General features: G+C 71.0%; 20 protein-coding genes. 13 read left to right on the plus strand and 7 right to left on the minus strand.

What is annotated here, in order from left to right:
• Positions 1-5: 5 nt before the first annotated feature.
• From ABD987_RS24590 to ABD987_RS24645, 12 genes are read left to right on the plus strand one after another with little or no spacing between them, the layout of a single operon-like run.
• Positions 6-1271 (plus strand): activator-dependent family glycosyltransferase, encoded by a 1266-nt coding sequence (locus ABD987_RS24590; RefSeq protein WP_345398107.1) that lies wholly within the window; start codon positions 6-8, stop codon positions 1269-1271.
• Position 1272: 1 nt separating this feature from the next.
• The gene (locus ABD987_RS24595) at positions 1273-2532 is read left to right on the plus strand and encodes an activator-dependent family glycosyltransferase (protein WP_345398110.1); all 1260 of its coding nucleotides are present in this window, start codon (positions 1273-1275) and stop codon (positions 2530-2532) included.
• 4 nt (positions 2533-2536) lie between these two features.
• Complete coding sequence (locus ABD987_RS24600; protein WP_345398113.1) at positions 2537-3808, plus strand: activator-dependent family glycosyltransferase; 1272 nt, start codon at positions 2537-2539, stop codon at positions 3806-3808.
• Positions 3809-3813: 5 nt separating this feature from the next.
• Positions 3814-5073: an activator-dependent family glycosyltransferase gene (locus ABD987_RS24605; RefSeq protein ID WP_345398116.1), complete on the plus strand. Its 1260-nt coding sequence runs from the start codon at positions 3814-3816 to the stop codon at positions 5071-5073.
• 20 nt (positions 5074-5093) lie between these two features.
• Complete coding sequence (locus ABD987_RS24610) at positions 5094-6365, plus strand: activator-dependent family glycosyltransferase (protein ID WP_345398119.1); 1272 nt, start codon at positions 5094-5096, stop codon at positions 6363-6365.
• Between the two features lie 15 nt (positions 6366-6380).
• The gene (locus ABD987_RS24615) at positions 6381-7631 is read left to right on the plus strand and encodes an activator-dependent family glycosyltransferase (protein WP_345398122.1); all 1251 of its coding nucleotides are present in this window, start codon (positions 6381-6383) and stop codon (positions 7629-7631) included.
• A gap of 22 nt (positions 7632-7653) precedes the next feature.
• Positions 7654-8988 (plus strand): activator-dependent family glycosyltransferase, encoded by a 1335-nt coding sequence (locus ABD987_RS24620; RefSeq protein ID WP_345398125.1) that lies wholly within the window; start codon positions 7654-7656, stop codon positions 8986-8988.
• Positions 8988-10241, plus strand: a complete 1254-nt coding sequence (locus ABD987_RS24625) for an activator-dependent family glycosyltransferase (RefSeq protein ID WP_345398128.1) — start codon at positions 8988-8990, stop codon at positions 10239-10241. The genes ABD987_RS24620 and ABD987_RS24625 overlap by 1 nt, the downstream gene beginning before the upstream one ends.
• 5 nt (positions 10242-10246) lie before the next feature.
• Complete coding sequence (locus ABD987_RS24630; protein ID WP_345398131.1) at positions 10247-11482, plus strand: activator-dependent family glycosyltransferase; 1236 nt, start codon at positions 10247-10249, stop codon at positions 11480-11482.
• A 10-nt stretch (positions 11483-11492) separates the two neighbouring features.
• Positions 11493-12755 carry an activator-dependent family glycosyltransferase gene (locus ABD987_RS24635; RefSeq protein ID WP_345398134.1) on the plus strand — a complete coding sequence of 421 codons (1263 nt, stop codon included), beginning with the start codon at positions 11493-11495 and terminating at the stop codon, positions 12753-12755.
• Positions 12752-13987 carry a nucleotide disphospho-sugar-binding domain-containing protein gene (locus ABD987_RS24640; RefSeq protein WP_345398137.1) on the plus strand — a complete coding sequence of 412 codons (1236 nt, stop codon included), beginning with the start codon at positions 12752-12754 and terminating at the stop codon, positions 13985-13987. Before ABD987_RS24635 ends, ABD987_RS24640 begins: the two co-directional genes overlap by 4 nt.
• Positions 13984-15234 (plus strand): nucleotide disphospho-sugar-binding domain-containing protein, encoded by a 1251-nt coding sequence (locus tag ABD987_RS24645; RefSeq protein ID WP_345398140.1) that lies wholly within the window; start codon positions 13984-13986, stop codon positions 15232-15234. Before ABD987_RS24640 ends, ABD987_RS24645 begins: the two co-directional genes overlap by 4 nt.
• 79 nt (positions 15235-15313) lie before the next feature.
• On the opposite strand, the gene ABD987_RS24650 is transcribed toward ABD987_RS24645, so the two are convergent.
• The 7 genes from ABD987_RS24650 to rfbA form a co-directional block, all read right to left on the minus strand.
• Positions 15314-16510 carry a methyltransferase domain-containing protein gene (locus tag ABD987_RS24650; protein WP_345398143.1) on the minus strand — a complete coding sequence of 399 codons (1197 nt, stop codon included), beginning with the start codon at positions 16508-16510 and terminating at the stop codon, positions 15314-15316.
• Positions 16507-16641, minus strand: a complete 135-nt coding sequence (locus tag ABD987_RS24655) for a hypothetical protein (protein WP_345398146.1) — start codon at positions 16639-16641, stop codon at positions 16507-16509. The genes ABD987_RS24650 and ABD987_RS24655 overlap by 4 nt, the downstream gene beginning before the upstream one ends.
• A 224-nt stretch (positions 16642-16865) precedes the next feature.
• Positions 16866-17486, minus strand: coding sequence for an LURP-one-related family protein (locus ABD987_RS24660; protein WP_345398149.1), 621 nt, complete (start codon positions 17484-17486; stop codon positions 16866-16868).
• 41 nt (positions 17487-17527) lie between these two features.
• Positions 17528-18559 (minus strand): glycoside hydrolase family 113 protein, encoded by a 1032-nt coding sequence (locus ABD987_RS24665; protein ID WP_345398152.1) that lies wholly within the window; start codon positions 18557-18559, stop codon positions 17528-17530.
• Positions 18556-20082, minus strand: a complete 1527-nt coding sequence (locus tag ABD987_RS24670; protein ID WP_345398155.1) for an aromatic amino acid lyase — start codon at positions 20080-20082, stop codon at positions 18556-18558. The genes ABD987_RS24665 and ABD987_RS24670 overlap by 4 nt, the downstream gene beginning before the upstream one ends.
• Positions 20079-21185 (minus strand): class I adenylate-forming enzyme family protein, encoded by a 1107-nt coding sequence (locus ABD987_RS24675; RefSeq protein WP_345398158.1) that lies wholly within the window; start codon positions 21183-21185, stop codon positions 20079-20081. Before ABD987_RS24675 ends, ABD987_RS24670 begins: the two co-directional genes overlap by 4 nt.
• 11 nt (positions 21186-21196) lie before the next feature.
• Positions 21197-22069, minus strand: coding sequence for a glucose-1-phosphate thymidylyltransferase RfbA (gene rfbA / locus ABD987_RS24680; protein ID WP_345398161.1), 873 nt, complete (start codon positions 22067-22069; stop codon positions 21197-21199).
• Between the two features lie 954 nt (positions 22070-23023).
• Between rfbA and ABD987_RS24685 the strand changes: the two genes are divergently transcribed.
• Positions 23024-23740 (plus strand): LmbU family transcriptional regulator, encoded by a 717-nt coding sequence (locus ABD987_RS24685; RefSeq protein WP_345398164.1) that lies wholly within the window; start codon positions 23024-23026, stop codon positions 23738-23740.
• Position 23741 lies beyond the last annotated feature (1 nt).

The following is a 23741-nucleotide window of genomic DNA, read 5'->3' on the forward strand; positions in this document are numbered from 1 at the left end:
GAAACATGCGCATCCTGTTCTGTTCCAACCCGCCCCGCACCGTCTACAAGTACATGTTCACCATCGCCTGGGCGCTGCGGACGGCCGGGCACGAGGTCCGGTTCGCCAGCCAGCCCGAGTTCGTCGACGAGGTGCTGCAGGCCGGGCTCACCGCGGTCCCGGTCGGGCACAGCCGCGACATGCACAAGGTCGCCGCCCGCACCCGCGGCGTCGAGGCGGAGCGCGCGGGCATCCCGGCGCCGTACGACGTCTACGAGCAGCCGGAGAAGGCGACCTGGGAGCACATGGTCGCGTCGATGGCCAACGAGGGCATCGAATGGCACAAGTACGGGAACTTCCCGATCATCTCCGGGCTGGTCGAGTTCGCCCGGTACTGGGAGCCCGACCTCATCGTCTGGGACCCGCTGAGCTTCGCCGGCGCGATCGCGGCCAAGGCGTCCGGCGCGGCCCACGCGCGGCTGCTGTTCGGCGTCGACGTCTTCGGCAAGGTCCGTCAGCAGTTCGTGAAACTGCGCGACGAACAGCCCGCCGACCAGCGCCGCGATCCCCTGGCCGAGTGGATGGGCGCCTACGCCCGCAAGTACGGCTTCGACTTCACCGAGGACATGTTCACCGGGGACTTCACCCTCGACCAGTTCCCGCTGAGCTGGCAGGACGAGGCCGACCTGGAGTACGTCCGCACCCAGTACATCGCCTACAACGGCGCGTCCGTGGTCCCGAAGTGGCTCCAGACGCCGCCGGAGAAGCCGCGCATCGCGATCACCATGGGCAACAGCGCGGTCGAGGTCTACCGCGGCTACAACGTGCCGCTGTCCACCCTGCTGGAGTCGGTCGCCGATCTCGACGTCGAGGTGGTCGCGACGGTCGCCGAATCACAGCAGCACCTGCTGGGCAAGACGCCGGACAACGCGCGGATCGTCGCCTTCGCCCCGATGCACGCGCTGGCCCCGACCTGCTCGGTGGTCGTGCACCACGCGGGCGCGGCGACCATGGGCACCACCGCCCGGCACCCGGTCCCGCAGCTGGCCCTGCCGTACCACTACGACCAGCCGACGCTGGGGAAGATGCTGGAGAAGCAGGGCGCCGGGCTGTCCATCCACGTCTCCGAGGTCACCGGCGAGAGCTTCCGCGCGGCCATCGACCGGCTGCTCACCGAACAGGTCTTCAAGGACCGCGCCGTGGAACTGCGGGACGAGATCATGGGGCTGCCCACGCCGAACCAGGCCGTGCCGCGCATCGAAGAGCTCGTCATGAAGCACCGGGCGCGGTGAGATGCGCGTCCTGCTGACCACCTACGCCGAGCGGACCCACTTCCTGATGATGGTCCCGCTCGCGTGGGCGCTGCGCACCGCCGGGCACGACGTCCGGGTGGCGGTGCAGCCCAAGCTCGCCGGGGCGGTGACCGGGGCGGGGCTCACCGCCGTCCCGGTCGGGAACGACCGCGACCTGTGGGACCTGATGCGCCGCACCGGTCCCGTGAACATCCTCGGCGTCGAGACCGGCTGGCCCGCGCCCTACGACACGGCCGCACTGTCCACACCGGACTGGGAACACCTGGTGCGCGGCTACCGCGACATCGCCGTGCGGTGGCACAAGACCAGCAACGTCCCGCTGATCGGCGACCTCGTCGACTTCGCGCGCTGGTGGCAGCCGGACCTGGTGCTGTGGGAGCCGACGACGTACGCGGGCGCGATCGCGGCCAAGGCGTGCGGCGCGGCACACGGCCGGATCCTGATCGGCGAGGACGTCTTCGGCCTGACCCGCGACCACTTCCTGCGGCTGCGGCCGGCGGGCGGGCCGGACCCGCTCGGCGAGTGGCTCGGCGCGTACGCGCGCAAGTACGGCGGCGAGTTCAGCGAGGACATGGTCACCGGGCAGTTCACCGTCGACCAGCTCCCCGCGTCGCTGCGGCACCGGGCCCGGCTGGAGCACGTCCCGATGCGGTACGTGAACTACGGCGGCGCGGCGGTCGTCCCGGACTGGCTCGCCGAGCCGCCCGCGAAACCGCGGATCGCGCTCACCATGGGCCTGACCGCGCACGACCGGACCGGCGGCTACCCGGTGGACCTCCAGGACGTCCTCGACGCGGTCGACGGCCTGGAGGCCGAACTCGTCGCCACCGTCAGCCCGGAGGCGCAGAAGCAGCTCAAGCGCGTCCCGGACGGAACCCGGCTGGTCCCGTTCGTGCCGCTCACCGCGTTGCTGACGACGTGCACGGTCGCCGTGCACCACGCGGGCGTCGGCACGCTCGCTTCGACGGCGCTGCGCGGGATCCCGCAGCTGACCCTGCCCTGGGACGTCGACCAGCCGACGCTCGGAAACCGGCTCGCGGCACAGGAGGCGGGGATCTGCGTCCACGCCACCGAGGCCACCACCGAAGGCATCCGTGACGCGCTGACCCGGCTGCTGGCCGAGCCCGCGTTCGCCAAGGGCGCCGCCGACCTGCGCGAGGAGTTCCTCGCCATGCCCGCACCGAACGAGGTCGCCGCCCGGCTCGCCGACCTCGTCGAACACCACCGAACCGAGGGATGAGGCCATGCGCGTCCTGCTCACCACCTACCCGGAGAAGACCCACTTCCTCGCCATGGCGCCGCTGGCCTGGGCGCTGCGCACCGCCGGGCACGAGGTCCGCGTCGCCTGCCAGCCGAAGTTCGCCGACGTCGTCACCCAGGCCGGGCTCACCGCCGTCCCGATCGGGCCGGACCGGGACCTGTGGCAGCTGATGACCCGCGACACCAACTGGTTCAGTGTCGGGCTGAACGGCCTGCCGGTGCCGTACGACACCACCGACTGGCGGCCCGAGGACGTCACCTACGAGTACCTGCGCGATGGCTACCGGCTGCACGTCACCAAGTGGCACAAGATGAGCAACGTCCCGATGATCCCGAGCCTCGTCGAGTTCGCCAGGGCCTGGCAGCCGGACCTGGTGATCTGGGAGCCCTCGACCTACGCGGGCGCGATCGCCGCCGAGGCCGTGGGCGCGGCGCACGCGCGGCTGCTGTTCAGCCTCGACACCTTCGGCGTCACCCGCGACCACTTCACCCGGCTGTGCCCGGACGGCGCCGAGGATCCGCTGAAGGAGTGGCTGGCTCCCGCCGCGCGCAAGTACGGCGTCGAGTGGAGCGAACGGCTGATCACCGGCGAGTTCACCATCTCGCTGCTGCCACCGTCGCTGCGCGTGGAGGCGAACCTGGAGTACGTGCCGATGCGGTACGTGCCCTACGGCGGCCCCGCGGTGCTCCCGGACTGGCTGCGCACGCCGCCGGAGAAGCCGAGGGTCGCGTTCACCATGGGCATCAGCATCGCCGAGTCCAGCGGGGACATGGTCGACCTCGCCGATCTCTTCCAAGAACTGTCCGATGTGGACATGGAGCTGGTGGCGACGATCCCGGAGCGCGTGCAGGAAAAGCTCGGCACGGTACCGGACAACGTGCGGATGGTGTCCTACGTGCCACTGCAGGCGCTCGTGCCGACCTGTACCGCGGTGATCCACCACGCCGGGTACGGCACCCTCGCCACCACGGCGTTGCAGGGGAAACCGCAGATCATCGTGCCGTGGAACGCCGACGGGCCCGCGCTCGCCAAGCGCGTCGCCGCGCAGGGCGCCGGGCTCGCGCTGCACGTCCACCAGGCCTCGGCCCGGGGAGTGCTGCGCAACCGGCTGCTGCGCGTGCTCACCGAGGCCAAGTTCACCGAGAGCGCGCACCGGCTGCGGGACGAGATCCTCGCCATGCCCACGCCCAACGAGGTCGCCGACCGGCTGGCCGCCAGGGTCGCCGGGCGCCGCGCCGTCGCCGAGGTGAGCTGAGCGTCATGAAGGTCCTGTTCGCCGCCAACCCGGAGAAGGCGCACTTCCTGCCGATGGTGCCGCTGGCCTGGGCGCTGCGCACCGCCGGGCACGAGGTGCGCGTGGCGTGCCAGCCGAAGTTCGCGCCGATCGTCACGCAGGCCGGGCTCACCGCGGTACCCACCGGGCGGGACGTCGACCTGTGGGACCTGATGCCGCGCCACCCCGACTACCGGGGCACCGCGTGGCGGCCCGCCTACGGGCTGCCGATTCCCTACGAGGTCGCGGAGTTCCCGGAGAAGGCGACGCCGGAGTACCTCGCCGAGTCGTACGCGGCGATCCTGCACTACTGGCACAAGCCCGCGTGTTTCCCGATGATCGGCGGGCTCGTCGAGTTCGCCCGTGCCTGGGAGCCGGACCTCGTGCTGTGGGAACCGCTCTGCCTCGCGGCCCCGATCGCGGCGCTGGCCTCCGGGGCCGCGCACGCCCGGCTGTTATGGAGCACCGACGTCTTCGGCGTCACCCGCGAGCACTTCCTGCGGACGCGGACGGCCGGGACTCCCGACCCGCTGGGCGACTGGCTCGGCGCGTACGCGCGCAAACACGGCGGCGAGTTCACCGAAGACCTCGTCACCGGGCAGTTCACCGTCGACCAGCTCCCGGCGTCGCTGCGGCTGCCGACGGAGCTGGAAACCGTGCCGTTGCAGTACCTTCCGCACGGCGGCCCGGCGTCGGTCCCGAACTGGCTCTGGCGGCCACCGGAGAAGCCCCGCGTCGCGCTCAGCATGGGCATCAGCCTCACCGACCACGAAGCGGGCTACTCGGTCGCCGTCCAGGACGTGCTGGATCACCTGGCCGCGCTGGACATCGAGGTCGTCGCGACCCTGCCGGACACCGAAAAGGCGAAGCTGGCGCGGATCCCCGACGGCGTCCGGATCGTGCCGTACGCCCCGCTGGAAGCGCTGGCCGCGACCTGCTCGGCCGTCGTCTCCCACGGCGGATTCGGCACCTTCCTGACCACCGCGCGGCACGCGGTGCCCCAGCTGTGCGCGCCGTGGGACTTCGACGGCCCGGTGTTCGCCCGGCGCGCCGAGGAGCAGGGCGCCGCGCTGAGCGTCCGCGCCGACGAGGCCACCGGCGAGGTGGTCGCGAACGCGGTGTCACGGCTGCTGTCCGAACCCGGCTTCGCGACACGGGCGGAGGCCCTGCGCGCGGAGATCCACGCCATGCCCACACCGAACGAACTCACCGGGCGGCTCGAAGAACTCGCCCGCAAGCACAGCTGAGCAGGCAGAAGGAGGAAGACGTGCGCGTCCTGTTCACCGTCAGCCCCGGCACGACCGTGTTCAACAGCATGGTGCCGATGGCCTGGGCCCTGCGCACCGCGGGGCACGACGTCCGGGTGGCCAGCCAGCCCGCGTTCGCCGAGGAGATCACCCAGGCCGGGCTCACCGCCGTCCCGGTCGGCCGCGACCTCGGCATCGACCGGATGCTGGTGGCGATGGGCATGGACGGCGCCGCGCTGGAGGAGGCCCGCCGCGGCCTGCCCGATCCCTACGCCGTGCTGGACGAGCCGGACTCGACCGACTGGGACCGCGCCCACCGCGCCTTCACCGAGGTCGCCGAGGGCGCGCGGTTCGAGACGTTCGCGATCATGAACAAGCTCGTCGAGTTCGTCCGCGACTGGGAACCGGATCTCGTGGTGTGGGAGCCGTTCACCCCGGCGGGCCCGATCGCGGCCAAGGCCTGCGGCGCCGCGCACGCCCGCCTGCTCTACGGCGTCGACGTCTATGCCTTCGCGCGTAAGCACTTCCTGAAGCTGATGTCCGAAAAGGACGGTCGGACCGATCCGCTGGCCGACTGGCTCGGCGGGTACGCGCGCAAGTACGGCGCGGAATTCACCGAGGACATGGCGGTCGGGCAGTTCACCATCGACCAGATCCCGGCGAGCCTGCAGACCGAGTCGCCGGGCCTGGACTACCTGCGCACGCCCTACATCCCCTACGGCGGCGCCGCCGTCGTCCCGCGCTGGCTGCAACTGCCGCCGGAGCGTCCGCGCGTCGCGCTCACCATGGGGCTGAGCGCGACCGGCTACTTCTCCGGATACACCGTCAACGTCCAGGACATCCTGGACTCGCTGGCCGACCTCGACATCGAGCTGGTCGCCACGGTCGCGGAGGCCGAACAGGCCAAGCTGACCCGCGTCCCCGACAACGCGCGGCTCGTCTCCTACGTCGCCCTGCACGCGCTCGCGCCGACCTGCACCGCCGCGATCACGCACGCCGGGTTCGGCACGCTCACCGCGTTCGCCCCGTTCGGCGTCCCGCAGCTGACCCTGCCGTTCCACTTCGACGAACCGACGCTCGGCCACCGCCTGTCCGGGCTCGGCGCGGGCATCAATCTCGACCCGACGCAGGCCACCGGCGCGAACGTCCGCGAGGGCGTTCTGCGCCTGCTGAACGAGCCCGGGTACACCACCGCGGCCCGGCGGCTACAGGAGGAGATCCGCGCACTGCCCAGCCCGAACGACCTGGTGCCCGAGATCGAGGCCCGCACCCGCAAGCACCGCACCCGCTGAAAAAAGGAAAACCCCATGCGCGTCCTGTTCGCGGTCAACCCGGAGAAGAGCACGTTCCTGTACCTCGCGCCGATGGCGTGGGCGCTGCGCACCGCGGGCCACGAGGTGCGGGTGGCCAGCCAGCCCGGGTTCGCCGACGTGATCACGCAGGCCGGGCTGACCGCCGTTCCGGTCGGACGCGACGTCGACAAGTGGCGCGGCACCGAACCCGAGCTGCTGGAACAGTCCCGCGCCGGGCTCCCGTCGCCGTGGGACATCCTGGAGACGGACAAGGAACCGAGCTGGGACGAGCTGCGCGAGGCACAGGAACACGCCGTCGCGTCGATCCACCGCCCGGACAACGTGCCGATGCTCGCCGGACTGGTCGAGTTCGCCCGCGCCTGGCAGCCGGACCTCGTGGTGTGGGAACCGTTCTGCCTCGCCGGGCCGGTGGCGGCCAAGGCGTGCGGGGCGGCACACGCGCGGATGCTGTTCAGCGTCGACGTGTTCGGCCTGACCCGCGAACGCTTCCGCCGTGCCCGCCCGGCGGACGGCGCGGATCCGCTCGCCGACTGGCTCGGCGCGTACGGCCGCAAGTACGGCTTCGCCTTCACCGAGGACATGACCACCGGGCACTTCACCATCGACCAGTTCCCGGCGAGCCTCCAGGACCACGCGGACCTCGACTACGTGCGCACCCAGTACGTCCCCTACGGCGGCCCCGCCGTGCTGCCGGACTGGCTGAAGCGCCCGGCGGAGCGGCCGCGCGTCGGCCTCACCCTCGGCCTGACCGCGACCGAGATCTTCACCGGCTACACCGTCCCGCTGCGCGAAGTCCTCACCGAGCTGTCCACATTGGACATCGAGGTCGTGGCGACCGTGGCCGAGGCCGAACAGGAGAAACTCGGGACGCTGCCGGACAACGTCCGCGTCGTGTCCTACGTGCCGTGGCACGCGCTGGTGCCCACCTGCTCGGCGATCGTGCACCACGCGGGCGCGGCGACGCTGCTGACGACCTCGCGTTATCCGGTACCGCAGCTGGCCGTGCACTACCACTTCGACCAGCCGATCCTCGGCCGCAAGCTGGCCGAGCACGGCGCCGGGCTCGCGCTGCACACCACGGAGGCGACCGGCGAAACCGTCCGTGAAGCCGTCCGGCGGCTGCTCGTCGAGCCCGAGTTCCGCCGCCGCGCCGTCGCGCTGCGCGGCGAAATCCACTCCGCGCCCAGCCCGAACGACCTGGTGCCGCGGCTGGAAGAGCTCACCGCCCGGCACCGCACCCGCTGATCCCGCCCAGGAGACACCCACCATGCGCGTTCTGTTCACCGACACCCCCGAGCCGACGACGTTCATGCCGATGGCCCCGCTGGCCTGGGCGCTGCGTACGGCCGGGCACGAGGTCCGCTTCGCCGCGGCCCCGATGTTCGCCGACACCATCACGCAGGCCGGGCTGACCGCCGTCCCGGTCGGCCGCGACGTCGACATGTACCGACGGCTCAACGCCGTGATGGGCGCACTGGAGCACAACTCGGAACTGGCCGCCGAGTTCGAGGGCGTCTCCGACGAGGACGCGCTGGAACTGCTCAAGCTCGAATCCGGGATGCCCGAGCCCTACGACGTCGCCGAGTTCCCCGAGCGCGCCGACTGGGCGAAGATGCTGCCCGCCTACGCGGGCGCGGTGTGGACCGACCACAAGCCGGAGAACTTCCCGATGATCGCCGCGCTGGTCGAGTTCGCGCGGTCCTGGGAACCGGACCTGATCCTGTGGGAGCCCTCGACCTACGCCGGCGCCATCGCGGCCAAGGCCTGCGGCGCCGCGCACGGCCGCCTGCTCGGCCGGCTCGACGCGTTCGGCGTCACCCGCTCCCACTACCGGCGGCTCATGGCGGAGCAGCCCGAAGACGAGCGCTACGACCCGTTCGCCGACTGGTACGAGGGCTACTGCGAGCGGTACGGCTTCGAGTTCGGCGAGGACATGGTCACCGGCCAGTTCAGCGTCGACCAGTTCCCCGGCTCGCTGACCATGGCCGCCGACGACATCGACTACCTGCCGATGCGGCACGTCCCCTACGGCGGCCCGGCCTCGGTGCCGCACTGGCTGTGGGCGCCGCCCGCGCGCCCGCGCGTCGCGCTGACCCTCGGCAGCACCGCGGCCATCCGGTTCGACGGCTACACCGTGGACGTCCAGGACGTGCTGACCGCGCTGGGCGAGCTCGACATCGAGGTGATCGCCACCGTCGCCGACAACGTCCGCGCCCGGCTGACCGAGGTGCCCCGCAACGCCCGGATCGTGCCCTACGCCCCGCTGCACGCGCTGGCCCCGACCTGCGACGTGGTGATCAACCACGCGGGCGCGGGCACCTACCTCGCGGTCGCGCTGCACGGCGTCCCGCAGCTGACGCTGCCGTGGGACCTCGACGAACCCGAGCTGGCCCGGCGCGCCACCGCGCAGGGATCGGCGCTGATGATCCGCGGCGACCACGCGACCGGGAAGGACGTGGCCGACGGCGTCGTCCGGCTGCTGAAGGAGCCGGTGTTCCGGGAGCGGGCGATCGCGTTGCGGGACGAGATGCTCGTCCAGCCCTCGCCCAACGATGTCGCCGGTCAGCTGGAGGAGCTGACCCGGAAGTTCCGGACGCGCTGATGCGGATCCTGTTCACCGTCATCGCCGAGCGGACCATCTTCTGTTCGATGGTCCCGCTGGCCTGGGCGCTGCGCACCGCCGGACACGAGGTGCGCGTCGCCTGCCAGCCCGCGTTCGCCGAGGTCGTCACCCAGGCCGGGCTCACCGCCGTCCCGGTCGGGCGCGACGCGACCATCTGGCGGATGGAGAGCCTCGACCCGGAGCTGCTGGAGCGGGCGCGGGCGGGGCTGCCCAGCCCGTGGCGCGTGGTGGAGGATCCGGCGAACCCCGACTGGGAGGACCTGCGCGAGGGCCATCGCGTCGCCGTCGACGAGGGGCACAAGCTGGAGAACTTCCCGCTGATCGGCGGGCTCGCCTCCTTCGCCCGGTCGTGGGAACCGGATCTGGTGATCTGGGAACCGCTGACCTACGCGGGCCCGATCGCGGCGAAGGCGTGCGGCGCGGCACACGCGCGGCTGCTCTGGAGCATCGACGTTTTCGGCGCGACACGGGAGATCTTCCGGCACGTGCGCGACGCGTACGGCGCGGCCGACGATCCGGTCGCCGCGTGGCTGGGGAGCTACGGCCGCAAGTACGGGTTCGAGTTCACCGAGGACATGACCACCGGGCAGTTCAGCATCGACCAGGTGCCGCCGTCGATGGGTCTGCGCGCCGAGGATCTCGACTACCGGCCGATGCAGTACGTGCCCTACGGCGGCCCGGCCTCGACGCCGGACTGGCTTCGCCGACGCTCCGACCGGCCCCGGATCGGCCTCACCCTCGGCACGACGGCGACCGAGCAGTTCGGCGGCTACGTGGTGAACGTGGCCGACACCCTCGCCGAACTGTCCACATTGGACGTCGAGGTGGTGGCGACGGTCGCCGATCCCGCCGCGCTGGGCCCGATCCCGGACAACGCCCGCGTCGTCCCCTTCGTGCCCCTGGACGCACTAGCCCCCACCTGCGACGTCGTCATCGACCACGCCGGACCCGGCACCTTCCTGACCGTCGCCCGCCACGGCGTCCCCCAGCTGACCGTGCCGTGGGACTTCGACGAACCCGAGCTTGCCCGCCGCGCCGCCGCCCACGGCGGCTCGCTCACCGTGCGCGGCGACCAGGCGACCGGCGTCCGGATCCGCGAAGGCGTCGAACGGCTGCTGGCCGAGCCGTCGTTCGCCGCCCGCGCCGGGGACCTGCGCGACGAGCTGCGCGGGCTGCCCTCGCCCAACGACGTCGCCGGGGAAATCCCCGCCCTCGTCGAGAAATGCCGGTGAAACCCATGCGTGTCCTGTTCACCACCTACCCCGAGCCGACGGTCTTCCAGCCGATGGTGCCGCTGGCCTGGGCGCTGCGCACCGCCGGGCACGAGGTGCGGGTGGCGGCGCAGCCGCTGTTCGCGGACACCGTCACCGCCGCCGGGCTCACCGCGGTCCCGGCCGGGCGGGAACGCACGAACACCTGGCGGCGGCTGCTGTCGCTCGACCCGGCCGAGGCCGAGGCCGACCGCGCGGGCCTGCCCTCGCCGTACGACGCCGCGGTCCGGCCGGTCGAGGACCGCGCCGAGCTGTGTGCCGGGTACGAGCGGATGATCGAGCACGGGCACAAGCTGAACAACTTCGCGCTCGTACCGGGGCTCGTCGAGTTCGCCCGCGCCTGGCAGCCGGACCTGGTGATCTGGGAGGCCACCACCTACGCCGGAGCGATCGCGGCGAAGGCCTGCGGCGCCGCGCACGCCCGGTTCCTGTGGAGCCTCGATGTCTTCGGCGTGACCCGCCAACGGTTCCGCGCACTCGGACCCGGGCCCGATCCCCTCGCGGACTGGCTCGGCGCCTACGGCCGCAAGTACGGGTTCGAGTTCGGCGAGGACCTGGTCACCGGGGAGCTCACGCTCGACGCGCTACCCGCGTCGCTGCGCCTGGACGCCAACCTGGACTACCGCTCGATGCGGTACGTCCCCTACGGTGGTCCGGCCTCGGTCCCGGACTGGCTTCGCCGACGCCCGGACCGGCCCCGGATCGGCCTCACCCTCGGCACCTCGGCCACCGAGCAGTTCGCCGGATATACCGTCAGCGTGGCGGAAATTCTCGCCGAACTGTCCACATTGGACGTCGAAGTGGTGGCGACGGTGGCGGATTCCGCCGCGCTCGGCCCGATCCCGGACAACGCCCGTGTCGTCCCCTTCGTGCCCTTGGACGCACTGGCCCCCACCTGCGACGTCGTCATCGACCACGCCGGACCCGGCACCTTCCTGACCGTCGCCCGCCATGGAGTCCCGCAGCTGACCGTGCCGTGGACCTTCGACGAACCCGAGCTCGCCGCCCGCGCCGCCGCGCAGGGCGGTTCGCTCACCCTCCCCGGCGACCGGGCCACCCCCACCGCCGTCCGGGAGCACGTGCTGCGGCTGCTGACGGAACCGGGTTTCCGCGACCGCGCCGCCGCGCTGCGCAAGGAGATCCACGCCCTGCCCGCCCCCAACGACCTCGTCACCGAACTCGAAGAGTTCACCGCCCGCTGAGGAGAACACCATGCGCATCCTGTTCACCACCGCCAACCAGGGCAGCATGTTCCAGCCGATGGTGCCGCTGGCCTGGGCCCTGCGCACGGCCGGGCATGAGGTCGTCGTCGCCACCCAGCCCGACTTCGTCGAGGAGGTGACGCAGGCCGGGCTCACCGCGGTGCCGGTGGGACGGCAGGTCGACCCGCGGCGGCTGCTGGTCGCCATGCAGGTCACCGAGGACATGCTCGAAGAGGCCCGCGAAGGCCTGCACCCGCCGTACGACGCCGTCGAGGACCCGGAGCACGCGGACTGGGAAAGCATGCTCACCGGCTACACCGACGACGTCGAACGCTGTCGCTACGAGATCTTCTCGATGATCGGCGGGCTCGTTTCCTTCGCCCGGTCCTGGCAGCCGGACCTGGTGATCTGGGAACCGTTCACCTACGCGGGCGCCATCGCGGCCAAGGCGTGCGGCGCCGCCCACGCGCGCATGATGTTCGGCGCCGACGTCTACGGCCGGGCCCGCGAGATCTTCCGTGGCTTCGGCCAGGCCGAAGACCCGCTGGCGAAGTGGTTCGCGGGTTACGGCCGCAAGTACGGGTTCGAGTTCACCGAGGACCTGATCACCGGCGACTTCACCATCGACCCGATGCCGGCGAGTCTCCAGTGCGAAGCCGACCTGAACTACCTGCACATGCGGAACGTGCCCTACGGCGGCGTCGCGATCGCGCCGTGGTGGCTGGAGGTCGAGCCGGAGAAGCCACGCGTCGCGCTCACCATGGGCCTGACCGCGACCGGGCACTTCGCCGGGTACACCATCGACATCCAGGACGTGCTGGACGCACTGTCCGATCTGGACGTCGAGCTGTACGCCACCGTGCCGGAGGACGAGCAGGAGAAGCTCCGGAACATCCCGGAGAACGCGCTGCTGATGCCCTACATCCCGCTGCACGCGCTCGCCTCGACGTGCTCGGTCGCGATCAACCACGCCGGCGTCGGCACGCTGTCCACGTTCGCCCTGCACGGCGTCCCCCAGCTGACCCTGCCGTACCACTTCGACGAGCCGCTGATCGCGCGCCGCTTCTCCGCCACCGGGGCCGGGCTGAACATGCACGACACCCGGATCGACGCCGGCACGATCCGCGAGAACGTCGTGCGGCTGCTGGAAGAACCTTCGTTCCGCGAGGGCGCCGCACGGCTGCGCGACGAGATGCACGCACTGCCCACCCCCAACCAGCTCGTCGGCGAGCTCGAAGCGCTCACCGACAAGCACCGTGGGGGCCGGTCATGAAGGTCCTGTTCTGCGCTTTGCCACAGCTGACGCACTTCTACGCGACCGTCCCACTCGCCTGGGCCCTGCGCACCGCCGGGCACGAGGTCCGGTACGCGACGTCGCCCGAGTTCGCCGAGGCGGTGACCGACGCCGGGCTCACCGCCGTCCCGGTCGGGCCCGCCGACGCCGGGGACGAGGAGGAGATCGACGAGGAAGCCCCGGCCGGGCTGCCCGCGCCCTACGACCTCGCGGAAACCCTGCCCGGCCCGGACGGCTGGACCGAGGGGCACGCCGAGGCGTTCGACGCGATGGTCACCTACGCCTTCGGCGAGTTCAACGCGCCGATCCTCGCGGACCTGGTCGCGCTCGCCCGCTCGTGGCAGCCGGACCTGGTGCTGTGGGAGCCGTTCACCTACGCCGGCGCGATCGCCGCGGGCGCGTGCGGCGCCGCGCACGGGCGGGTGCTGTTCGGCACCGACTTCCTCGGCGTCACGCACGAATGGATCCACGCGCACGTCCCGGACGACCGGCTCGCCCGCTGGCTGGCCGACACCGCCGCCGACCACGGCGTCCCTTACGCGGAACACCTGCGCAACGGGCACTTCACCGTCGACCAGCTGCCCGCGCCGCTGCGGCTGACGTCCCCGGAGATCGAGTACGTCCCGGCGCGGTACGTGCCCTACGGCGGCCCGGCCGAGGTGCCCGCCTGGCTGCGCGAAACCCCGTCGCGGCCCCGGGTGGCACTCACCCTCGGCACCTCGGCGACCGTGGAGTACGGCGGCTACACCGTGCGGGTCCCCGATCTGCTCACCGCGTTGTCCACAATGGACATCGAGGTGGTGGCGACGCTCGCCGGCCCGCTCCCCGAACTGCCGGATAACGTCCGCGCGGTGCCCTTCGTCCCGCTCGACGCGCTCGCCCCGACCTGCTCGGCGGCCATCCACCACGGCGGGTTCGGCACCATGCTGACCTTCGCCCGCCACGGCGTCCCGCAGCTGACGCTGCCGCACGACTTCGACTCGCCGCTGCTGGGCCGCGCACTGGCCGGGCTGGGTGCCGGGCTCACCGTCGCCCCGGCGCAGGCGAGCGGCCGCCGGATCCGCTGGAGCGTCGAAAAGCTGCTCGTCGACGAAGGAATCCGGACGGCGGCGGCCGGGCTGGCGACCGGGATCGCCGCGATGCCGAGCCCCAACGACGTCGTCGCGCGCCTCGAAGAACTGACCACGAAACACCGCGGAGGCCGGCCGTGAAGGTCCTGTGCTGCGTGCTGCCCCAGCTGACCCACTTCTACGCGCTGGCGCCGATCGCCTGGGCGCTGCGCACGGCCGGGCACGAGGTCCGGGTGGCGAGCACGCCGGGGTTCACCGACGCGATCACCCGCGCCGGGCTCACCGCCGTCCCGCTCGGCCACGATCCGGAACCGGACCCCGAGGACGAAACCCCGGAGGCGCAGGAAGCGCTGGACGCGCTGCGGCGCGGCCTGCCGAAGCCGTACGACCTCGCGGAGTTCGACCCGGACCGGGCCGACTGGACCGAGGAACGCGCCGAGGCGTTCGAGATGATGGTGACCTACGCGTTCGGCGAGGACAACGAACCACTGCTCGACGGCGCGGTCGAGTTCGCCCGCGCGTGGCGGCCGGATCTGGTGCTGTGGGAGCCGTTCACCTACAGCGGCGCGCTCGCGGCGCACGCCTGCGGCGCGGCACACGGCCGGGTGCTGTTCGGCACGGACTTCCTCGGCATTACGCACGAATGGATCCGCGAGCACGTTCCCGAGGATCACCTGACCCGCTGGCTCACCGAAACCGCCGCACGCCACGGACTTCCGTACGCGGACCACCTGCGGGCCGGGCACTTCACCCTCGACCAGCTGCCGCCCAGCCTCGCCGTCTCGCGGGAGGCGATCGCCACCCGCTTCGTCCCCTACGGCGGCGCCGCCGTCGTCCCGTCATGGGTCACCCGCCGTCCTGAACGACCCCGCGTCGCGCTCACCCTGGGCACGTCGGCGACGGAGTACTCGGGCTACACCGTGAACGTCGCGGACATCCTCACTGCTCTGTCCACAATGGATATCGAGGTCGTGGCGACGGTGGCGGACTCCGAGCGCGACGCGCTCGGCACGATCCCGGACAACGCCAGGGTGGTGTCCTACGTACCCCTGGACGCACTGGCGGCCACCTGCACCGCCGCGATCCACCACGGCGGATTCGGGACGCTGGCGACGTTCTCCCGCCACGGCGTCCCGCAGCTGGTGCTCCCGTACGACTTCGACGCGCCGCTGCTGGCCCGCAAACTCGCCGCACAGGGCACCGGCCTGACCGTCCACTCCGACGTCGCGTCCGGCCCCGCGGTCCGCGACGCACTGTCGAAGCTGCTGACCGACCCCGCCTTCCGCACCCGGGGCACCGCACTACGCGAGGAAATCGCCGCCCTGCCCGGCCCGAACGACCTGGTCGCCCACCTGGAACAACTGGCGGCCAAACACCGCACCCCCTGAGCCCCCCGACGTTCCGTGAATGCCACATTGAGGGACTCAGAGTCCCTCAATGTGGCATTCACGGACTGGGCGAGGCCGGCTACGTCGGCGTGTCAGGCAACGTCACGGACTGGTGATCCGGCCCGACCTCCCACAGCCAGGTCTCCAGCGGTGGCGCGCCTCGCCGGGCGAACCAGGTAATCGCCGCGAGGACCTCGTCCGCCAGCCGGCGCGGCCCCGCCTGCCGCACCGTCAGCTCCCCGTCGACGTCGGGGTGGACGCTGGCCCATGCCCCGGAGACCGGGTCGGCGAGCAGAATCAGCCGCCGCGGGCTGCGCCGGCCGGCCGGGTAACTGTGCCACCGGCACGACGGCATCGCGACCGCCACCGCCCAGCACCAGTCCCGATCATGCAGCGGATCCCACGGATCCATGGTCGTGTGCCGCACCGCCGCGGCGGGATCGTCCCACCGAATCTCGTTCATCGCCGCCCTGGCCGAACGCTCGGCTCGCAACTGCATGAAGGCAACGGTCAGTTTCGCGTCGGCGTGGCCACGCGCGATCCCGTCGGTGCCGACCACCAGGCGCACCAGCGGATCAGCGGTGAAGTCGGCATAGACCGGTGCGACGACGACCCCGCCGGGCCGAGTGTGCTCGACCCACGTATACGGGATACGCCCCAGCGGCACGCCCACGGTCGCGATCACCCGATCCCACAGTTGTCCCGCCGGGGCCTCCACGGTCGCACCGTCTCCGGTCCAGGTCGTCACGTTGGCCAGGCCGCCGCCTCGTTCGGTGTCGTACCCGGTCGCGGCCAACCGCTCACGTGCCGCGCTCGCCACCACCGGATCGACCTCGACGGTGGTGACCGCGCCGGTACCTCCGACGATCTCGGCCAGCAAGGCCGCGTTGTAGCCGGTACCGGTGCCGACTTCGCAGATACGCTCGCCAGGTTCCGGCCCCAGGACACGCAACATCCCGGCCACCGCGGTCGGCGCCGACGCCGAGGAGGTGGGGCGATCACCGACTTCCGGCCAGGTCACCGCGCCATCGTCGAACTGGGTCACGATGGCGGTTCGCGCCGGCGCATACACCGCCTTCGCCCACGCCTGCGGGTCGCCGGCCCGATCGACCGCGAGATAGCCGGGGCCGGTGTCGCCGCTGCACCAGACGCGGGCCGGGACGAAGCCGGCCCGGTCGACGGCCTCGAACGCCGCGCAGTAGGCGGTGGGCAGCACCCCAACCGCGTTCAGCCCCGCGACCAGGGCACGGGTACCTTCACCGATTCCGGTCGTCACCGGTCGCCGTCTCCCTGCTCGTACTTCTTGGGATCGATCTTGGTGGAATGGTCCTCGTCGTTGCCTCGGCGACCGGTGTCGCCGTCTCCGCTGATGTCGTGCTTGCCGTCCTTCTCGCCATCGTTGCTCATCGCGCCCCTCCGTCCTGACCCGTGGTCACCGAGCCTGTACCGAAAATCCGGCCGGCACAAACCGCCACTCAGGGCGAATCGATCGCTCGATCGGGCGTTCGCTTGCGCCGTTGGGCAAGCGTGCCCGCGCGCCCGTTGACGCGCCCCGTACTCACGCCACAACCGAACCCACGAAAAAGCCGCCGCCCAGCGCCAGGGCGGCGGCTTTCGCCGGGACAACGCGATCAGTTGTACTGCAAGGCATCCAGCCCGACGGCCAGCGCCAGCGCCAGCCGCCGGTCGAGCTGGTCATCCTCCAGCCGGAGCAGGTAGTGGTCCGACAGCCGCGCCGTCTTTTCCAGCGCGCCAACCACCTGTCGCTCGGTCTCCTCGCCGCGGGTGAAGTCGAAGTGGTACTTCCAGAAGAACGGGACCTCGACGTCACCCGGCCACGGCACCAGCTTCCAGATCCGGCGGAACGCCGCCATGCCCTTGCTGCGCTCGCTGACCGTCAGCCGGTCGCGGCCCTCCTGTTCGAGTACCCATGTCGAGCGGTAGAACGACTTCCCGAACTTCTTGCCGAACAGGCCGAGCACTTCCTCTTCGTCCTCGCCCAGCACCTGGTACGAGCTCGACAGCTCCTCCGTCTTGTGCGCACGGAAGCGCGCGAGCACCGTCTCCTTGCTCTCGTCGGTGTAGAAGGTCGCGTTTTCCTTGAAGGTGACGCGTTTCTCTTCGATGAAGGCGACGAGGTCACCCGGCTGCCCCTGGCCGTCGTCGGCATAGACGTGGTACCGGGTGATCGTCAGCTTCTGCTTCTGCCGGATGTGGAACCGGTCCTGCTTCTGAAACTGGTGAATTTCCATGGGTTCCCCTATAGGCGGCGCTGGTCCTCAGCCGATGGTGATCACTCGATGCTAGCGCGGTCGCCGTCGCCGGACCGCCGCCCAGTGACGGCCTCCGGGACGGCTTCCGGGCCCGCGTACCGGCGCGCGATCTCGTGGAACGCGGCCTTCGGCTCCCATTTGGCGAGGTCGTCCGGATCGATCTTCACCACGCTGAACGACGCCATGTCCAAGTCCCGCAAGGGATCGGCGAAGTGCGGGTAGTCCCGGAGCGCGAAGGTGTACACGAAGCAACCGTGCACTTCGTTGCGCGCGTAGACGTCGATCATGTCGCCGACATACGCGGCCTGCACCCGTTCGCTGCGGATGTTTCCCTTGCGAATCTTGGGCGGCACCGAGAGCCAGTTGACGATTTTGAACGAACCCGGCCCGCGTTGCGCGCCACCGACGTAGGCACCGCAGCCGAATTCCGTGATGAGCAGCGGCTTCCCCGCCCGGTCGAGCCGCTCCCGCAGCTTCTCCTCGAACTGCGCGGAGTTGGCCGCCGTGCGGTACAGGTTCACCCCGGCGTAGTCGAAATCCGACCAGTCGACGTTCTCCCACGACGCGGCGGCGTAGGTGACCGGACCGCCGAACACCGGCTTGACCCTGGCCAGTGCCTTGCCAAGGAGCCGGTTCACCTTCCGGTCGATCCGTTTCCGGAAGCGACGGCGCAGGTGGATGGTGACCAGCAGCCGCATCGCCTCCGGTCTGCCGGGGATCATCCCGGCCAGGTGCAGCGAAAACTCGCAGCCGACGACGAGGTTGACCCGGCCGGGGAACCCGCGGCGCAGCTGCTCGGCGGCCAGCGCGGCGATTTCGAGGTTGCGCAGCACCTTGCGGCGGCTGATGTCCACCGGGTGCGGTTCGATCCACACGTTCAGGCCCACCATCAGCGCGTTGTGCGCGGCGGTGAACAGCTTGGGCAGGTCCATCCCGATCAGGATGACGTCAGTGCAGCACAGCTCTTCCCGGATCGCCCGCAGGTCGTGCGCGGCGACCTCTTCGGTCACCTCGTCGACCTGCAGCGAGATCCCCTTGACCCGTAGGCTCATCCGGCGTCGCCGTTGGCCAGTGCCTCGGTGGCGTAACGGTTGAGGAGATCACTCGCGGCCCGGACCTCGCCCGCCATCGGCCGGTCCTCGGCCAGCGGCGGGGAGATCTCGGCGAGTTCGGCCCAGATCCCGTCCGCCGTGGGCACCGCGCCGGTCAGCACGGCCAGCTGCGCGACGCCGAGGGCGAGCGAGCCGATCACCAGCCAGCCCAGTTCCAGCGCCTCGGCCACGGAATTGGCCCCGTTGAGCGCCATCGGCACGTGGTCCTGGTTCCAGCCGTTGGTCGGCAGCGTCGTCAGCGAGGACGGATACACCAGCTGCCGGATCCGCGACACGAACGACGTCGCGCTGATGTGCACCCCGGCCAGGCCGCAGCCACGCCCGGCGCGCGGGGTCAGCATCGGCGGCAGATCCCCGTTGGTGGCCGGGGAAAGCAGCAGCCCGAGCTGACGTTCGGCGAGGTAGACGGCCATGTGCAGGGCGAGCCCGGTCTGGTCGGAGGCGAGCCCGACCGGCATCGCGTGGAAGTTGCCGCCGTGCAGCAGCCTGCCCTCGAAGGTGATCGGGTTGTCCTGGCAGCCGTCGACCTCCAGCGCCAGCACGTTGCCGACGTGGTCGAGCTGGTCGAGCACCGCGCCGAGCACCTGCGGCGCGCACCGCAGGCTGTAGGGCTCCTGCAACGGGCGCTTCGGGTCACGGCTGTGCCCCTCGGGCAGCTCGGCCCGGATCCACTCGGCCGCGGTGAGCTGGCCGAGCTGACCACGCGCGATGCCGTGCCCGGCGTCGTAGTGCTCCGGGTTGGCACCCAGCAGGGTCGCCAGCCGTCCGGTCAGCATCGCGACGGCCTGGGCCAGCCGCAACGCCGACTGCTGGTTGACGATCGCCTGCGCGAGGCTCGCCCCGGTGCCGTTGACGAACGACAGCGCTTCCCGCACCGGCCAGTCGATCGGCTCCTGGCCCAGCGCGGCCAGCGCCTCCTGCGCGGGCACCGTGCACCACCGGCCACCGGTGTCGCGGCGCCACGCCCTGCCCTGCCCGGCGAACGCCAGCGCGGCGTGCGCGAGCGGCTGCAGGTCACCGCTGGCGCTGACCGTGCCGTGCCGGGGGATCACCGGGGTGAAGCCCCGGTTCCACAGGTCGGCGAGGATCTGCCAGAACCGCGGCGAAACGGCGGAGTAGCCCTTCCGCATGTTCTGGATGCGCAGCCAGAGGATGAGCCGCGAGACGTCGGGCGAGAGCGGCGCGCCCTGGCCGGTCCCGAGGTGGGAGATGAGCGAGGCGCCCTGCTCCATTTCGGACTCGGCCTCGAACACCACCAGCGGGCCGAAGCCCTGGGTGAGCCCGTACACCGGCTTCTCGGCGGTGAGGTGCTCTTCGATCGTGCGCGCGCTCGCCCGCATCCTGGCGATGTCGGCCTCGTCGCACGGGTCGATCTTCGTGTCCCAGTCGGCACTCCAGACGATCTCGCTCAGATACTTCGAGCTGGTCAGCTCCCGGCCTTGGGTTTCGGCGATCGGTGTCACCGCGCTGTGACCTCCTCGTCTGGGGTGGTGGGGATGGGGACGTGGCGCAGCTTGCCCAGCGCGGACCGGTCGATCCGGGGCACGACGTGCAGCCTGCGCGGCCGGACGCCCAGCCGGGCGAACGCGGCCGCGAGGTCGAGGTCGGCGACCTCCGTGCCGGGAGCGAGGGCGACGAGCAGTTCGACGTGCTCGCCGATCTTCGGGTCGGTGACCGGCAGCAGGGCCAGATCGGCGCAGTCGAGCACGGCCCGCAGGGTGTACTCGGCGGCGTCGAGGTTGATCCGGCGGCCGTTCACCTTGACCAGCCGCCCGGCCCGGCCGGCGTGCCGGAACGAGCGCGCGCCGAGCGGAACGACGCGGTCGTCGGCCTCCCAGGAGCCCGGAACCGGTTCACCGGGCCGGAAGGCCAGCCGCGGGCTCGTGACGGCGAGGGGCGTTTCGGCGCCCACCGTCACCGGGCCGGCGAACTCGACGTCGGGAAACAGCTGCCAGGCCGGGGGTTCGCCCTCGCGCCAGGCGCGCGTCGCGACGCCGCCGGCTTCGGTGGAGCCGAGGACCTCGACCAGCAGCACCCGGTCCGGGCCGAGTTCGCGGAGCAGGTCGCCCGCGGTGGCGGGCAGCATGGCGCCGCTGTAGAGCACGGTGAGGTGGTCGAGCCCGCGTGCCCAGTCCAGATGCCGCAGCAGCAGCTCGAAGATCCACGGCGTCGCCATCACCACCGGGCGGGCGCCGACGTCGGGCATGGTCCCGAAGAAGCCGTCGCGGTACCACGCGGGCACCCCGAGCCTGGCCGGGACGAGCACCGTCGCCAGCGCGCCGAACAGATGCGCCGGCGGCACGAACGAAAGTGCCGCGTCCGGCCGCCCCGGTGCCACCAGTTCGGCGAGCATCCCCGCCTCGTCCCACATCCTGGGCCCGTAACGCCGCCACTTCCGGCGCGGCCCGGTGGTACCCGAGGTGTGGAAGTCGACGACGTCCGGCAGCTCCCCCGCCCCGATCCCCGGCGCGCGGTCCCAGCGCACCCGCCAGGCGCGCCCGGTCACCTCCGGCGCGGCGAACCCTGGCGCGAGCAGCTCGCGCGGGGTCAGCTCCGCGTATGCCACGGCGTTTCTCCCTAGCCCAGCGTCTCGGCGAGTTGGACGAGGTACCGGCCGTACTCGGAGTTCTTCATCTCCTCGCCGGTCCGCCGGCACTGCTCGGCGTCGATGTAGCCCATGCGCAGCGCGATCTCCTCCAGGCAGGCGACCCGCACGCTTTGGCGCTGCTCGATCACCTGGACGTACTGGCTGGCCGCGAGCAGCGAGTCGTGGGTACCGGCGTCGAGCCAGGTGAACCCGCGGCCGAGACGGAACAGGTTCGCCCTGCCCTGCTTGAGGTACTCCTTGTTGACGTCGGTGATCTCCAGCTCGCCGCGCGCCGACGGTTCGAGACCGCGGGCGATCTCCACGGCGTCCGAGTCGTAGAAGTAGAGCCCGGTGATCGCGTTGTCGGAACGCGGCCGCAGCGGCTTCTCCTCGATCGACACCAGGGCACCGCGCGCGTCGGTCTCGCCGATGCCGTACCGCTCGGGGTCGGAGACCGGGTAGCCGAAGAGGGTGCAGCCGTCGAGCCGCTCCCGCGCGGCGCGCAGGATCCGGGGGAACCCGGCGCCGTGGAAGATGTTGTCGCCGAGGATCAGGGCGGAGGGCTGGCCGTCGATGTGGTCGGCGCCGATCAGCAGCGCCTCGGCGATGCCGCGCGGCTGGTCCTGCTCGGCGTAGCTGATGTCGAGGCCGAGTTCGGAGCCGTCGCCGAGCAGCGCGCGCAGCGGCGGAACGCTCTCCGGGGTCGAGATGATCAGGATCTCCCGGATACCGGCGAGCATCAGCACCGAAAGCGGGTAATAGACCATCGGCTTGTCGTAGACCGCGAGAAGCTGCTTCGACGTCGCCTTCGTCAGGGGGTACAACCGCGAACCGGTCCCACCGGCGAGAACGATTCCTTTCATAACATTGTCCATTTCGTCGATTTACGTCGACCGCGAGGCGAGAATAAGAATGTCGCGATGTGGATATCGGAAACCCTAGGCAGCGCGACACGAAGGCGTCAATGGCGCGAACACCGCGTAGCGGCACCTTTCCCCGATAGCCGACGGAGAACGATTTCCGCTCGCGCTCCCCGCGCACCGCGAATTCACTCGCGCGACAGGCCGGGGGCACCGCGTCCCGCCGGCGGGACGCGGCCACTGGCGAGACTCCGCCAGGTCACGCCCGTCGCGCCCGGGCGCGACACGGTACCCGTTACCACGCCCACGAAGAGACATCATCTCCCAACTTGTCAAACATCGTCGACGGTGCCAGAATCCACCTGGTCACCGAGGTGATCCGTCTCGATGCGTCCTTGGCACGCACCCGGATCACCCCGGCAGGACGTGGGTCCCGCGAGGCCCGCAACACTGGGGCACCTGGGGGCGCTTGTGAACACGACCGTTGCGGCACGGGACTCGTGCGCGACCGATACCGGCAGACGCGCGCACACGCGGCGAGCCGGGAAGCATCGGGCCGTCCGCGCATGACCTTCGTTTAGCCCGCGAACCGGGCCCCCGGGGCGATCACACCTCCACCGGCGGATACCTGTGCCCTGTATCACTTTTCCAATACACAACACTGTTGTGTCAAACCCCCGGAAATGGGACGACGCGCACCGGCGCGCCGTTCATCCGGCGCTGTCACCTGCCCCGTTCACTGGTATGGACAACATTCCGAAACGGCAGGCGAACACCATCCGGCGGATTCCCGGAAACCGCGCGTCACGCCATACTCGCCTGTAGGGTGCTGACACCAGGGAATTCACCCGTTCGTGAAGAGAGGTGATGCCCAATGAGGAGCGCCAGGGCAACCCGGCGAAAGCGTTTGCCACGCCGAGGTCGTCCACGTCGATGACGTCTAGGAGACGAATGGTGATGATGACGAGCAAAGAGGCCAGCATCCCGCGGCACAGCGGACCGGCCGCCGCCCCCCGGAGCGCCGAGCGGCCACCGGTCGCCTCGTCGCCCGGACGGCTGCCCGGCCGGCCGTTCACCGACGGCATGCTGACCAGGCGGACCAGTCTCAACCTGCCGCCCCAGATCCCGCTCGACGAGTGGAGCCGGATCGGCCACGAGATCTTCGTGATCTCGGAGTCCTCGACGTGGTGGCTGGGCGACTGGTTGATCTACGGCCAGGCGCAGTACCCCGATCGCTACATGCACGCGATCGCCAAGACGTCGCTGGATTACCAGACGTTGCGCAACTACGCCTGGGTGGCGCGCCGGTATTCGGTGGCCCGCCGCCGGTCTGCGCTCAGCTTCCAGCACCACGCCGAGCTGGCCAGCCTGCCGGAGGAACAGCAGGAGAAGTGGCTCGACCGGGCGGAGAAGTTCGGTTGGTCGAGGAACGAACTGCGCAACCGGGTCCGGGCCAGCCGGAAGGCGGCGCGGGCGGCGAACGACGAGGACGCCAGCGACGTCCTCAGCATCGAGATGAACGTGCCGGCCGACCGGAAGCAACGATGGCTCGAGGCCGCCAGCACGACGAAGCAGGACCTGCTCTCCTGGATCGTGTCCATCTTGGACAGCGCGGCGGACACCGTGATCGGGCTGCCGGGCGAAGACCACACGTCGACACGCCAGGAAGGCTGAC

It is taken from the genome of Amycolatopsis samaneae, assembly GCF_039541975.1.
In the GTDB taxonomy this organism is placed as follows: Bacteria; Actinomycetota; Actinomycetes; order Mycobacteriales; family Pseudonocardiaceae; genus Amycolatopsis; species Amycolatopsis samaneae.